The sequence below is a fragment of the Aquamicrobium ahrensii genome, assembly GCF_040545755.1.
Classification (GTDB): Bacteria; Pseudomonadota; Alphaproteobacteria; order Rhizobiales; family Rhizobiaceae; genus Mesorhizobium; species Mesorhizobium ahrensii.
Map to the genome: position 1 here is coordinate 134,121 of NZ_JBEPMN010000004.1, position 12,634 is coordinate 146,754.

The 12,634-nt window shown below is 62.1% G+C and carries 15 protein-coding genes; 8 read left to right on the forward strand and 7 right to left on the reverse strand.

The features are described from left to right. The 5 genes from purQ (at position 1) to ABID44_RS07700 (ending at position 4,464) form a co-directional block, all read left to right on the forward strand. Positions 1-669, forward strand: coding sequence for a phosphoribosylformylglycinamidine synthase subunit PurQ (purQ, locus tag ABID44_RS07680; RefSeq protein ID WP_354151109.1), 669 nt, complete (start codon positions 1-3; stop codon positions 667-669). A gap of 173 nt (positions 670-842) precedes the next feature. Further along, a complete protein-coding gene (locus tag ABID44_RS07685; protein ID WP_354151110.1) occupies positions 843-1,259 on the forward strand; it encodes a hypothetical protein in 417 nt (138 codons plus the stop codon). A 69-nt stretch (positions 1,260-1,328) separates the two neighbouring features. After that, positions 1,329-1,910: a hypothetical protein gene (locus tag ABID44_RS07690; protein ID WP_354151111.1), complete on the forward strand. Its 582-nt coding sequence runs from the start codon at positions 1,329-1,331 to the stop codon at positions 1,908-1,910. Between the two features lie 84 nt (positions 1,911-1,994). After that, positions 1,995-4,217 carry a phosphoribosylformylglycinamidine synthase subunit PurL gene (gene purL, locus ABID44_RS07695; RefSeq protein ID WP_354151112.1) on the forward strand — a complete coding sequence of 741 codons (2,223 nt, stop codon included), beginning with the start codon at positions 1,995-1,997 and terminating at the stop codon, positions 4,215-4,217. Positions 4,218-4,230: 13 nt separating this feature from the next. Then, on the forward strand, positions 4,231-4,464 hold the full coding sequence (locus ABID44_RS07700) for a BolA family protein (protein ID WP_035025537.1): 234 nt from the start codon (positions 4,231-4,233) through the stop codon (positions 4,462-4,464). A gap of 21 nt (positions 4,465-4,485) precedes the next feature. On the opposite strand, the gene ABID44_RS07705 is transcribed toward ABID44_RS07700, so the two are convergent. Continuing rightward, complete coding sequence (locus ABID44_RS07705) at positions 4,486-5,283, reverse strand: phosphodiester glycosidase family protein (RefSeq protein ID WP_354151113.1); 798 nt, start codon at positions 5,281-5,283, stop codon at positions 4,486-4,488. 139 nt (positions 5,284-5,422) lie between these two features. On the opposite strand from ABID44_RS07705, the gene grxD reads away from it, so the two are divergent. Together grxD and ABID44_RS07715 are read left to right on the forward strand one after the other, a co-directional pair. Beyond that, positions 5,423-5,758: a Grx4 family monothiol glutaredoxin gene (gene grxD, locus ABID44_RS07710; RefSeq protein ID WP_354151114.1), complete on the forward strand. Its 336-nt coding sequence runs from the start codon at positions 5,423-5,425 to the stop codon at positions 5,756-5,758. A 196-nt stretch (positions 5,759-5,954) separates the two neighbouring features. Continuing rightward, on the forward strand, positions 5,955-7,154 hold the full coding sequence (locus tag ABID44_RS07715; protein ID WP_354151115.1) for a multidrug effflux MFS transporter: 1,200 nt from the start codon (positions 5,955-5,957) through the stop codon (positions 7,152-7,154). Positions 7,155-7,160: 6 nt separating this feature from the next. Here the strand turns inward: ABID44_RS07715 and ttcA are convergent, their stop codons facing one another. The 3 genes from ttcA to ABID44_RS07730 all read right to left on the reverse strand — a co-directional run bounded on the left by ttcA (position 7,161) and on the right by ABID44_RS07730 (position 9,508). Next, positions 7,161-8,030, reverse strand: a complete 870-nt coding sequence (gene ttcA / locus ABID44_RS07720; protein ID WP_354151116.1) for a tRNA 2-thiocytidine(32) synthetase TtcA — start codon at positions 8,028-8,030, stop codon at positions 7,161-7,163. 212 nt (positions 8,031-8,242) lie between these two features. Beyond that, the gene (gene rpsD, locus ABID44_RS07725) at positions 8,243-8,860 is read right to left on the reverse strand and encodes a 30S ribosomal protein S4 (protein ID WP_354151117.1); all 618 of its coding nucleotides are present in this window, start codon (positions 8,858-8,860) and stop codon (positions 8,243-8,245) included. Between the two features lie 198 nt (positions 8,861-9,058). After that, a complete protein-coding gene (locus ABID44_RS07730) occupies positions 9,059-9,508 on the reverse strand; it encodes a winged helix-turn-helix transcriptional regulator (RefSeq protein ID WP_354151118.1) in 450 nt (149 codons plus the stop codon). Positions 9,509-9,636: 128 nt separating this feature from the next. On the opposite strand from ABID44_RS07730, the gene ABID44_RS07735 reads away from it, so the two are divergent. Further along, positions 9,637-10,542, forward strand: coding sequence for an SDR family oxidoreductase (locus tag ABID44_RS07735; protein WP_354151119.1), 906 nt, complete (start codon positions 9,637-9,639; stop codon positions 10,540-10,542). Positions 10,543-10,569: 27 nt separating this feature from the next. Here ABID44_RS07735 and ABID44_RS07740 read toward each other — a convergent pair whose 3' ends face one another. The 3 genes from ABID44_RS07740 to ABID44_RS07750 are packed head-to-tail and all read right to left on the reverse strand — an operon-like array spanning position 10,570 to position 12,445. Beyond that, a complete protein-coding gene (locus tag ABID44_RS07740) occupies positions 10,570-10,758 on the reverse strand; it encodes a DUF3008 family protein (protein ID WP_354151120.1) in 189 nt (62 codons plus the stop codon). A 48-nt stretch (positions 10,759-10,806) separates the two neighbouring features. Further along, positions 10,807-11,607, reverse strand: coding sequence for a glutamate racemase (murI, locus tag ABID44_RS07745; RefSeq protein WP_354151121.1), 801 nt, complete (start codon positions 11,605-11,607; stop codon positions 10,807-10,809). After that, a complete protein-coding gene (locus ABID44_RS07750; RefSeq protein ID WP_354151122.1) occupies positions 11,600-12,445 on the reverse strand; it encodes an RNA methyltransferase in 846 nt (281 codons plus the stop codon). Before ABID44_RS07750 ends, murI begins: the two co-directional genes overlap by 8 nt. Positions 12,446-12,634 lie beyond the last annotated feature (189 nt).

Genomic DNA, 12,634 nt, shown 5'->3' on the forward strand with positions numbered 1-12,634 from the left:
GTGAAATCAGCCGTCGTCCTCCTCCCCGGCCTCAATCGCGACCGCGACATGATCGCGGCGCTGACCAAAATTTCCGGCAAGCCGCCAGTGACCGTCTGGGAAACCGACACGACCATCCCCGATGTCGACCTCATCGTCATTCCCGGCGGCTTCTCTTATGGCGACTATCTGCGCTGCGGGGCCATCGCGGCCCGCATGCCGGCTCTTCGGGCCGTGGCGGAGAAGGCCGCGCAGGGGGTTATGGTCATCGGTGTGTGCAACGGCTTCCAGATTCTCGTGGAGGCCGGGCTGCTGCCGGGCGCGCTGATGCGCAACACCTCGTTGAAATTCGTTTGCCGCGAGGTGAAGCTTCAGGTGGCCAACGCCAATACATCCTTCACCCGCAACTATCTGCCCGGCCAGATCATCCGCTGCCCGGTCGCCCATCACGACGGCAACTATTTCGCCGACGCAGAAACGCTGGCGCGACTGGAAGGCCAGGGGCAGGTGGTGTTCCGCTATGCGGAAGGCGCCAATCCCAACGGCTCGATCAACGACATAGCCGGTATCGTCAACGAAACGGGCAATGTGCTCGGCATGATGCCCCATCCGGAAAACCTCATCGAAGCGGCGCATGGCGGCAGCGACGGGCGCGCGCTGTTCGAGAGCGCGCTGGGCATAGCGGCATGAAGCCGGATTGCCCCCATGTTCCCGGCGGGGCAAACACCAGAGCGCCATGCCTCTTTCCGGATATACAAAGGACGCTCTAACACTTTGATTGAGCATCGGAATAACCCGAAAACCAATTCTGCTTTCCGGTCCGATGCTCTCACATGGTTTGCAGCTTCGATACGGGCAGGCGAATGACAGCTACCTCCACGATCGTCAGATTTGCGGTCCTCGCGGCAGCTTCGCTCGCCCTCGTCTCCTGCCAGTCCAGCTCAAAAGCTCCATCCCAGCCCACCGGAAAAAGCGCCGCGTTGCGAACCATGGAACAAGTGGCCATGGCCGCGCATAAATGCTGGATCGCCAGCAAGGACCCTGCTTTCCGGTCTTATCAGATGGCCAATGAGCTCAACAATTTCGGCGGCACCCCGCGCTTTCTGCTGGTTCCGGCGAAACATTACGGCGGCAAGCCGCTGCTGGTGGTGCAGGCGACGGGCAATTCGAGCCGCGTCGACGTGTTCGGGCCATTGATGAGCGAGACCCTTGGCTCCCGCATCAGCGCCGACATCACGCGCTGGCAAGGCGGCAATCCATCCTGCTCCACAGCAGCGTAGCGCCGATCAGGCATTTTTTCGCAACGGCCCGGCAAACTTGGCGGCCTCCGGATACCGACAGGAACTACAGTGCAGCAGAGCGTCCGCTATCCTGACCCGGCAACATGGATCGTCTGGGGCGTCCTCCTGTCTCTCCTTGCGGTCGCGGCAGGATACTGGGCGGAATTCCATACCGATCTGGACGGCTTCCTGTTCATCGAAAACGGCCCGGTGGAGGGCAGCCAGACCGTGATCCTGTGCCTCACGGCTTTGGTGTTCGCCGCGCGGGCGTGGCGCAGCCGGGGTCCGGTGGCTTTCATCTGCATACCGGTGGCCTATATCCTCCTGCATGCCGCGATGCGCGAGACGCCGCGCTGCGACAGCGCCTTCTATCCCGGCGGCGCCTGCATGACCGCCCCCGCCAAGTACACGCTTTCCGCCATCATGACCGCGATCATGGCGGTGCTGCTCTTCCTCCGGCGCAAGGACTTCATGGAAGCGCTCAAACCGCGCTGGAGCTTCGTATTCTGGCCGCTCGGCGTGGCCTTCGTCATCATACTGGTGGGCGAGTTCGCCGAGCACCGGCGTTATGAAGGCGTTGAGGAAATGCTGGAAATGCTGGCCTATTGCTACTCGCTTGCCTGTTCGATCTGGATTTACCGCCGCACCTGACCTAATCCAGTGCCAAAGTTCAACTGAATGCCCGGATCGCCACCGCGCAGGCGATCCCGGCCCCGAAGCCGAGCCCAGAAACCGATGACCATTCCCAACACCGTGCAGATCACATCCGAGCTTATCGCCGCCCATGGCCTCAAACCGGACGAGTATCAGCGCATTCTCGACCTCATCGGACGCGAGCCCAGCTTTACCGAACTCGGCATCTTCTCGGCCATGTGGAACGAGCACTGCTCCTACAAATCGTCGAAGAAGTGGCTGCGCACGCTTCCAACCAAGGGCGATGTCGTCATCCAGGGCCCCGGCGAGAATGCAGGCGTGGTCGATATCGGCGACGGCGATTGCGTCGTCTTCAAGATGGAGAGCCATAACCACCCCTCCTATATCGAGCCCTATCAGGGCGCTGCGACCGGCGTCGGCGGGATATTGCGGGACGTATTCACCATGGGCGCGCGGCCCATCGCGGCCATGAACGCGCTGCGCTTCGGCGAACCCGACCATCCCAAGACCCGGCATCTGGTGGCCGGCGTTGTCTCCGGCGTCGGCGGTTACGGCAATTCCTTCGGCGTGCCGACCGTTGGCGGCGAAGTGAATTTCGACGCCCGCTACAATGGCAATATCCTGGTCAACGCCTTCGCAGCCGGCCTCGCCAGAACTGACGCGATCTTCTATTCGAAGGCGGAAGGTGTTGGCCTGCCGGTCGTCTATCTCGGAGCCAAGACCGGCCGCGACGGGGTTGGCGGCGCGACCATGGCCTCGGCCGAGTTCGACGATTCCATCGAGGAAAAGCGCCCTACCGTTCAGGTGGGCGACCCCTTCACCGAAAAGTGCCTGCTGGAAGCCTGCCTTGAACTGATGGCGTCCGGGGCGGTCATCGCCATTCAGGACATGGGGGCTGCCGGTCTCACCTGCTCCGCCGTCGAAATGGGAGCCAAGGGCGACCTCGGCATCGAACTCGACCTCGACAAGGTGCCGGTGCGCGAGGAGCGCATGTCGGCCTACGAGATGATGCTGTCCGAAAGTCAGGAGCGCATGCTCATGGTTCTTCGGCCCGAGAAGGAGAAGGAAGCCGAGGCGATCTTCACAAAATGGGGCCTCGACTTCGCCATCGTCGGCAGAACCACGGACGACCTGCGCTTCCGCATCCTCCATCAGGGTGAGGAAGTCGCCAACCTGCCGATCAAGGAACTGGGCGACGAGGCCCCGGAATATGACCGCCCGTGGGTCGAGCCGGTGAAGCCCGCGCCGCTCGCCGCCAGCGACGTGCCGCAGTCCGACGTCGCGGAGGCGCTTCTGAAGATGCTGGACGGTCCGGATCTCTCATCGCGGCGCTGGGTGTGGGAGCAATACGACACCATGATCCAGGGCAACTCGCTGCAACGGCCGGGCGGCGACGCCGGCGTCGTACGCGTCGAGGGTCACGAAACCAAGGCTCTCGCCTTCTCCTCGGACGTGACGCCGCGCTACTGCGAGGCCGACCCCTATGAGGGCGGCAAGCAGGCCGTGGCCGAATGCTGGCGCAACCTGACGGCGACCGGCGCATTGCCGCTGGCGGCCACCGACAATCTCAATTTCGGCAATCCGGAACGTCCCGAGATCATGGGCCAGCTCGTGCACGCCATCAAGGGCATCGGGGAAGCCTGCCGCGAACTGAACTTCCCCATCGTGTCCGGCAATGTCTCGCTTTATAACGAGACCAACGGTCAGGGCATCCTGCCCACACCGACCATTGGCGGTGTCGGTCTGCTTGGCGACTGGCGGAAAATGGCCCGCATCGGATTCGCGACCGAAGGTCAGCCGATCCTGCTGATAGGCGCACCGCAGAACTGGGGCGCGCATCTCGGGCAATCGATCTACCTGCGCGACGTGCATGGCCGCGCCGACGGACTGCCGCCGCCGGTCGACCTCGCTCATGAAAAGCGCGTCGGCGAGCATGTGCGCGATTTGATCGCATCCGGAATCGTCACCGCTTGCCATGACCTTTCCGATGGTGGCCTCGCCGTGGGTCTGGCCGAAATGGCGATGGTTTCCGGTATCGGCGCGAGCGTCGATGCACCTTCCGGCGATCCGGTCGCGGCCTTCTTCGGCGAAGATCAAGGCCGCTATCTGCTGACCTTGTCGATCCAGCCGGACAGCGCCGAATGGCAGGCGCTCCGTGCCCGGCAGGAAAAGCTTGGCGTCGCCGCTCACCTCATCGGCGTCACGGGCGGGGCCGAATTGAAACTTGGGCAGGCGCGTGCCATATCGGTTGATGAACTGGTGACCGCGCACGAATCGTGGTTCCCGCGCTTCATGGGTACCTGACAGGGAAAATGACATGGCAATGGATGCACGCGAGATCGAGAGGCTGATCAAGGAAGGAATTCCTGACGCTCAGGTCACGATCCGCGACCTTGCCGGCGATGGCGACCATTACGCAGCCGAAGTGGTGGCCGAGAGCTTCCGCGGCAAGAGCCGCGTCCAGCAGCATCAGATGGTCTACGACGCCCTCAAGGGCAACATGGGCGGCGCGCTGCACGCGCTTGCCCTGCAGACCAGCGCGCCGGATTGATATCTGACAGACAACCCCGGACTACCTTTTCTCGAAGACGGCCACGATAGGGCCGGCCGGGTGTTTGCCACCGACGATGATCTTGCCGGCGCTGGTCATCGTCGATATGGCCCCGTCCAGAAAAAGCGCATTGCGGCAACCCAGCTCGTCGCGGAAAAGCCGGGCGAAGCTGCCAAGGCTTACGGGTTTGCGTGAAACGGCGAGCACGATCCGGCCCTGGCCATCGATACCGACGCCGTTGCGGACGTGGCGCGATGCGCCGTCCGGCTCGAAACGCGGGTGGATGTTTCCATCAATGACGAGCATGGGGCCGGATTGCGTGGCGTAGAACGCATCCGGCGCTTGCTGCGCATAATCCGAGGCCTCCATCACCGCCCCGCGTCCATCACGGCCGATCATGAAGACGCCATTCTGCTTCATGAAGAAATTGCCTTCGCCATCATCGAGATTGAGCCGCGCCTTTTCGCGCCCCTCCTCCACAAGCAGCCCGACAGGCGACAAATCCTTGTGATACATGCCGGCGTTCATGGACAGCAGGGGCATCCGCCCCTGCCCGGCCATTTCAGCATCGAGCGCCGGGACCGAACCGAATGGAGCGCCGTTCACGCTTTCGTGCGCGATGCGGATATCGTAGGCGCCGGAATCGAGCACGCACACGATATGCCCGGCTCCTTCAAAGGACACATCACCGCAGGCGTCAGGCAGAGGCGCGGCGACCGATGACGGCGGGGGTGGCGCGACGGGGCGCATTCGCCAGACCACAACGAGGCCGATGACGATCAGCAAGGCGGAAAACAGGAAAAGCGACAATATTCTCATGCGTTCATGACGAAATTTGACAGTAGCCGTGCGCTGCGCCAGACCCCTTGCCTATACCGGACTTGTTTCGAAGCGCACTCGGGGCTATTTGAGTGGTGGATTTGCGGCCTGATTTCCTGCAGGCCTGAAAGGATTGGCCATGAGCGGAATCAGCGATTACATCGACAGCGAAGTCAAGAACAGCGACGTTGTCCTGTTCATGAAGGGCACCCCGGGTTTTCCTCAGTGCGGCTTCTCCGGGCAGGTCGTGCAAATTCTCGACTATGTCGGCGTGGACTACAAGGGCATCAACGTGCTCGACTCCAGCGAATTGCGTCAGGGCATCAAGGAATATTCCAACTGGCCCACCATTCCCCAGCTCTATGTAAAGGGCGAGTTCGTGGGAGGCTGCGACATTGTGCGCGAGATGTTCCAGGCTGGCGAGTTGCAGTCCTTCTTCGATGAAAAGGGCATCAAGGTCAAAGGCGCGGCCTGATCTGATTTTTGCGCTGCCACGGTAGCGCCGCATATTTCGGACAAAGGCGCTGGTGCCCCCGGCGCCTTTGCTGTTCTTTGGAATCCTGCGTTTCCCGGTGAGCTTTCACTCGCCTTCAAACCCGGAAGCGCCTGACAGATTTGAAGGTTATTTTATGGACGCGACCGCAAAAACGGCACCGCCCCGGCTGCTCGGTATGGGCAAAATGGAATTCATCGCCATGATGGCGATGCTTATGGCGCTCAATGCGCTGGCCATCGACATCATGCTTCCGGGGCTTCAGGAAATCGGCGCAACCCTCGGCGTCGAAAGCGAAAACCACCGGCAGTACGTCATATCGGCCTATTTGCTCGGCTTCGCGGTCGCGCAACTCGCCTATGGCCCGCTCGCAGATCGGTTCGGCAGACGCACGCCGATGCTGGTGGGGCTTGGCATCTACGTCGTCGCAGCCTTCGCCGGCGCGATTGCGCCAACTTTCGCCAGCCTGCTCCTGATGCGCTTTCTGCATGGCGTCGGCTCGGCCGCGACGCGCGTCATCACCATCTCCATCATCCGCGACGTGTTCGGCGGCCGCCAGATGGCCGAGGTCATGTCGCTGGTGATGATGGTGTTCATGATCGTGCCGGTCATTGCGCCGGGCACCGGCCAGATCATCATGCTGTTTGCCGAATGGCACATGATCTTCGTGTTCATGGGTCTGGCGGGCATTGCCGTCACGATATGGATGGCCATGCGCCTGCCCGAAACGCTCGATCCCGCCGACCAACGCCCCTTCAACCTGCGTTCGATATTCCAGGCTTTCCGCGTGGTGCTCACCAACCGCACCGCCCTGTGCTACACGCTCGCCAGCACGTTCATCTTCGGGTCGCTGTTTGGTTTCATCAACTCGGCCCAGCAGGTCTATGTCGGCATCTATGATCTCGGCACGATGTTCCCGGTCGTGTTCGCCGCCGTGGCGGCCTTCATGGCCCTGTCGTCCTATCTGAACTCGCGGCTTGTGGGGCGCTTTGGCATGCGTCGCCTGTCCCATGCGGCTCTGATCGGCTTCATGACCGTCAGCGCCATCTGGTTCGCGCTTTCATTGTTCGGCACGATCGCCTTCCCGCTCTTCCTTACGCTGTTTGCGCTGGCCATGTTCCAGTTCGGCCTCATCGGTTCGAACTTCAATTCGCTGGCCATGGAGCCGCTCGGTCATGTGGCCGGCACGGCTTCCTCCGTTCTGGGCTTCATGGGAACGGCCGGCGGCGGCGCAATCGGCGCGTTGATCGGACAGGCGTTCGACGGGACCACGACACCGCTGGCGCTGGGGTTCGTCAGCGTTTCGGTGGTCGGACTGGCGTTCGTTCTGATCGCGGAGCGCGGCAAGCTGTTTCAGCCTCACAACAAACCGGTCTGAGGCCGGTCAATGCGGGGTTTTGGCGTCGAGGCTGAGCCCCGCAAAGTCAAACAGGTTCCGGTCGAGCAAATGCGAGGGGCGCACGTTGGCGAGCGCCCGGATCATCGTATCCTTGCGCCCCGGCATCTTCTTTTCGATGTCGTCGAGCATCGCCTTCATCAGATTGCGCTGCAAACCATCCTGACTGCCGCACAGGTCGCACGGGATGATGGGAAAGCGCATTGCAGCGGCAAACTTCGTCAGATCCGCTTCCGCGCAGAAGCTCAGCGGCCGCAGGACCATCACATCGCCTTCATCATTGAGCAGCCTGGGCGGCATGGCCGCAAGGCGTCCCCCATGGAACAGGTTCATGAAGAAGGTTTCGAGGATATCCTCGCGATGATGGCCAAGAACCAGCGCCGAACAGCCCTCTTCTCGCGCCACGCGATAAAGATGACCGCGGCGCAGACGTGAACACAGCGAGCAATAGGTGCTCGATTCCGGCAGTTTGTCGGTGACGATCGAATAGGTGTCCTGATATTCGATACGGTGCGCGACGCCGTTGGCGTTGAGGTAGTCCGGCAGTATATGCTTGGGAAAATTCGGCTGGCCCTGGTCCAGATTGCAGGCGAGCAGTTCCACAGGCAGAAGCCCGCGCCATTTCAGATCGAGCAACAAGGCCAGCAGCCCGTAGGAATCCTTGCCGCCGGAAAGGGCCACCAGCCAGCGCTCGCCGGGCTTCGCCATAGCGAAATCCTCGATCGCCTGCCGCGCCTGCCGCAGCAGGCGCTTGCGCAGCTTGTTGAACTCCACGGAAGACGGAACGGACACGAACATGGGATGACAGCCGCTATCGGCGTCCGGTGCAGTGTCTTCGGTGAGCAGCGGCATTTGCATGACGAGCGTGCCTTCAATCTTTTTTTTGCAGACGCCCGCAATAGAGCATTTTGAAGTCAAGTGAAATCACCTGACGTCGCACAAATGAAGCGCCGCTCCGGAACATCGCGGCGAAGAATGAAATCAGGATTTTCCTGTTACCATTCAAAAATTCCAGCAAAAAGAAAGGCCGCCTCGAAGGCGGCCTTTCCAATCCAAAAATCGCAGTCTGATCAGCGCGAGTAGAACTCGACCACCAGGTTCGGCTCCATCTGGACAGCGTATGGCACGTCCGACAGGTTCGGAACGCGAGCGTAGGTGGCGACCATCTTGTTGTGGTCGGCTTCGATGTAATCCGGAACGTCGCGCTCGGCGAGACCGACAGCTTCCAGAACTATGGTGAGCTGCTTCGACTTCTCACGCACTTCGATCACATCGCCCGCCTTGCAACGATAGGAACCGATGTTCACGCGGCGGCCATTGACGTTGACATGGCCGTGGTTGACGAACTGACGAGCGGCGAAGATCGTCGGGACGAACTTGGCGCGGTAGACGATGGCGTCGAGGCGCGACTCCAGCAGGCCAATGAGGTTTTCCGGCGTATCGCCACGGCGGCGGGCTGCTTCCTCATAGGTCTTGCGGAACTGCTTCTCGGAAATGTCGCCGTAGTGACCCTTCAGCTTCTGCTTGGCGCGGAGCTGCAGGCCGAAGTCGGACAGCTTGCCCTTGCGGCGCTGGCCGTGCTGGCCCGGTCCGTATTCACGACGGTTGACCGGGGACTTCGGACGGCCCCAGATATTCTCGCCAAGACGGCGGTCAATTTTGTACTTTGCGGATTCGCGCTTGCTCATCGCATTCCCTTTCAGACAAAACACCCGCGGCCCCATGGCCATGGGCAAGGAAACGCGCCCTCCTCTGGCCTCCATTTTAGAGACCTGACAGGATCGTCCGCGCCAAGCGACGGACCATCCACGGGACACGTCAAACGAAACAACCGGGCTTGCGGCCCGGTGCTTCGCGGTTTCCACTAGAGGGATCGGCCAATCCTGTCAAGCGCCTGCGCCATTTGCGGCTATATCAAAAGCCGCGCGCGCGTCCCGCAACCGGCTGCGATTGTCCGCCGCCCAATCGCCCAGCGCGCCGATGGGCACGGCGATGGAGCGGCCAAGCGTGGTGAGCGCGTATTCCACTTCCGGTGGCGTCGTCGGCTTCACAGTGCGGCTCACCAGTCCGTCTCGCTCGAGAGACCGCAGCGTCACCGTCAACATGCGCTGCGAAATCCCCTCGATTGACCGGCGCAAAGCATTGAAACGCAGCGGGCGCGGCTGAAGGTTCATGATGACAAGCAGGCTCCATGTGTCGCCGACACGGTCGAGAACATCGCGAATCGGGCAGCCGCCGACCTCATCCCCAACAAACCCCGGCGAGGACCGGAGCAACGGCGCAGGCGCTTCCCGATCCACGTCGCCGGGAACGCGTTTCTCGACGATCACGCTCATGGTGGTTCCTTCCGTGTAACCTGGGCACGAAATCATGCGTTCTTACAAAGTCCGGCAGACCTCTCTAAGTTACCAATGGTAACCAGATTATGCAATGTGCCCTCATAAGATGGCATGCAGGAGAGACCATGACCCAAACCGCAGACCTTCTCGTCACCGGCGCTTCCGGACACCTTGGGAAAGCCGTGCTCGCCCACCTCATCGAAACGCTGAAGGTACCCGCCGCACGCATCGTCGCCACCAGCCGCAAACCCGGAGACCTCGGCGACTGGGCCGCACGCGGCGTCACCGTCCGCAAGGCGGACTATGACCATCCGTCGGAGCTTGCCGCCGCATTTACCGGCATCAAGCGCCTGTTACTCATCAGCACCGATGCGCTCGACGAGCCGGGCAAGCGTCTGCGCCAGCACAAGGCGGCCATCGAAGCCGCAGACAAGGCGGGCGTGGCGCATGTCGTCTACACCTCGCTTCCCGACGCACAAAACTCACTGGTGTCGTTCGCGCCGGACCATGCAGGCACCGAAGCAGCGATCAAGGCCAGCGGCATTGCCGGGCATACCCTGCTGCGCAATAGCTGGTATTCGGAAAACGTGCTGCATGCGCTTCCCCATGCGCTGGAGACGGGCAAGTGGTTCACAGCGGCCGGCAAGGGCGGCGTCTCATACATCGCCCGTGACGATCTGGGCCTCGCCGCAGCAGCCGCTCTGACTTCCAACTTTTCCGGCAAGCGCACGCTCAGCCTCTACGGCGAAAAAGCCTGGACTGTCGACGAGGTGGCGGAACTTGCCCGCAACGCGACCGGCAAGCCGCTTGCAGTCGTGCAGGTCTCTGTCGAGGATCTGGTGCAGGGCATGACAGGCGCCGGGACGCCTGAACCGGTGGCCCGTGTGTTCGCCTCCTTCGATGCGGCGACCGCCGCCGGCAACCTCGCCGGGTCGCCGGAAGATTTCGAGGCGCTGACCGGCCGTGTCCCACAGCCGTTCGCAGAATGGTTTGCAAACAACGCGGTCCCCGTCCTGACGGAAACGGCGTGACTTTCCAAGCGAGGGCGCGGTAGCCCCTCACTCACTCTTCTTATGCGCAGGCAGCCCCTTGCGTTTGGTTTCGGCGAATTCCTCGAGCTGTTTTTCGCTCATGGATTCGTACATTTCCTTTGAAGCGCCCCGGAGCTCGCTCTTGGGCGTTTCGCCGCGCTTGGCGGAAAGAGCCGCTCCGGCGGCTTGCTGCTGGGCCTTGGATTTTGCGGGCATGGCTTTCTCCTTGTGAGAAGAAAACGGCCATCAGCTCCGCATGTTCCCTTAATTCAATACAGTCAGCCCGAACCCCTGCATCAGCCGTCCTGTGGCGAAATCCGGCCTGCCTGAAGTGAATACGGCAATGTCCGGCTCTGCGCTGGCCGGGCTTTCCAGCGGGCGCGCGCTGCCGTCCAACAGCGAAAGTGCGCGCCGGGCGATGGCCTCGGCCGGATCGAGCCAGTCCACCGGCCATGGCGCGGTCTTGCGCATGCGGTTGGCCAGAAAGGGATAGTGCGTGCAGGCGAGCACGACGATGTCGGTGCGCAGGCCCTCCTGCTCCACGAAGCAAGGGGTGATTTCGGCCCTGACCTGCTCCTCATCGACAAAACCGTCGCGCATGTAGATTTCAGCCAGCGAAGCCAGACGCTCCGACCCCACAAGGCGGACATGGCATTTGCTTGCCCACTGGCGGATGAGGTCGCGCGTATACTGACGTTTCACCGTTCCCGGCGTCGCAAGAACCGACACCAGACCGGAACGGGTGCGTTCGGCGGCGGGCTTGATCGCAGGGACGGTGCCCACGAAAGGATGGCCGGGAAAGCGCCGGCGCAGATCGTCGATCACCAGCGTGGAGGCGGTGTTGCAGGCGATGACCGAGATTTCCGGGCGATAGCGTTCCAGCAGCGTGGCGAACAGGTCCAGCATATGGGTCCGAAGCGCAGGCTCCTCCCAAGCGCCATAGGGAAACGCGGCATCGTCGGCGACATAGACGAAACGACGGTCCGGCATCAATACCCGCGCTTCGCGCAGCACGGTAAGCCCGCCCACGCCGGAATCGAACATCAGGATCGGCCGTTCAGCCATTTTCCGGCGGCTCCCGGTCCGATCCGCGTCCGGCGCGCGCATCCGCGCTTCTGAGGGCGGCCCCACGGGGAGATTTGGGCGAATAGCGGTCCAGCGAAGTGATCACTCCCCGCAACACGCGCAGTTCCGGTCCGGCGAACCCCGCACGCGTCAGAACCGAGCGCAGATTGTCCACCATCTTCGCCTTTTTCTCGGGCGGACGGAAATAGCCGCGAACCTCAAGCGCCGCCTCAAGATGCGAAAACAGGCCAAGCAGTTCATCTCTGGTTGCCGGCGGCATGTCGGGGCCGCGAAAATTGGTCCGGGTCTCATCCTCGAAGCCGGATTTCATCCACTCATAGGACATCAGCAGCACTGCCTGCGCGATGTTGAGCGAGGCGAAGCCCGGGTCGACCGGAAAGGTCACGATCTCGTCCGCCAGGCCAACCTCGTCATTGTTGAGGCCGAAGCGCTCGCGCCCGAAGAAAATGCCGGTGCGCTGCCCCGCTTCACAACGGGCTCTCAGTGTCCTGCCCGCCTCCACCGGCCCTCGCACGGGTTTGAAGCCGTCACGCGCGCGCGCCGTGGTCGCGAAGATGAAATTCAGATCCGCAATCGCCGACGGCAGATCGTCGAACACGCGCACGGCATCGATGACATGATCGGCCTTGCTGGCCGCCGCCCTTGCCTTTTCGCTCGGCCAGCCATCGCGCGGATTGACCAGCCGCAGCTCCGTCAGCCCGAAATTGGCCATGGCGCGCGCCACCATGCCGATGTTCTCACCGAGCTGCGGCTCGACGAGAATGATGACCGGACCGGCCGGAGACGTCGCTTTGTCTGGGGTGTTCGCTGGGGGCATCGAGATCCGGCAATTGAATTCGTGGAAGGCAATAGCCGTCCCTGCCATATCCGCCCGGCAAAATGAAGGCATTTTGCGGTCGCAAGCACGACCAAAAAGGCAGGCTGGCGCACTGCTGAATTGAGCCCTGCATGATTTGCGCGCCACCACTTGCTTTGGTATAGGGGCGCATCCTTAACGCCCAGCCGT

Coding starts and splice junctions, on each gene's coding strand:
- ABID44_RS07740 (WP_354151120.1), bottom strand. CDS start 10,758: ATGCCCGCAAAATCCAAGGCCCAGCAGCAAGCCGCCGGAGCGGCTCTT.
- ABID44_RS07735 (WP_354151119.1), top strand. CDS start 9,637: ATGACCCAAACCGCAGACCTTCTCGTCACCGGCGCTTCCGGACACCTT.
- ABID44_RS07700 (WP_035025537.1), top strand. CDS start 4,231: ATGGCAATGGATGCACGCGAGATCGAGAGGCTGATCAAGGAAGGAATT.
- ABID44_RS07705 (WP_354151113.1), bottom strand. CDS start 5,283: ATGAGAATATTGTCGCTTTTCCTGTTTTCCGCCTTGCTGATCGTCATC.
- rpsD (WP_354151117.1), bottom strand. CDS start 8,860: ATGAGCAAGCGCGAATCCGCAAAGTACAAAATTGACCGCCGTCTTGGC.
- ABID44_RS07730 (WP_354151118.1), bottom strand. CDS start 9,508: ATGAGCGTGATCGTCGAGAAACGCGTTCCCGGCGACGTGGATCGGGAA.
- grxD (WP_354151114.1), top strand. CDS start 5,423: ATGAGCGGAATCAGCGATTACATCGACAGCGAAGTCAAGAACAGCGAC.
- murI (WP_354151121.1), bottom strand. CDS start 11,607: ATGGCTGAACGGCCGATCCTGATGTTCGATTCCGGCGTGGGCGGGCTT.
- ABID44_RS07715 (WP_354151115.1), top strand. CDS start 5,955: ATGGGCAAAATGGAATTCATCGCCATGATGGCGATGCTTATGGCGCTC.
- ABID44_RS07750 (WP_354151122.1), bottom strand. CDS start 12,445: ATGCCCCCAGCGAACACCCCAGACAAAGCGACGTCTCCGGCCGGTCCG.
- purL (WP_354151112.1), top strand. CDS start 1,995: ATGACCATTCCCAACACCGTGCAGATCACATCCGAGCTTATCGCCGCC.
- ABID44_RS07685 (WP_354151110.1), top strand. CDS start 843: ATGACAGCTACCTCCACGATCGTCAGATTTGCGGTCCTCGCGGCAGCT.
- ttcA (WP_354151116.1), bottom strand. CDS start 8,030: ATGCAAATGCCGCTGCTCACCGAAGACACTGCACCGGACGCCGATAGC.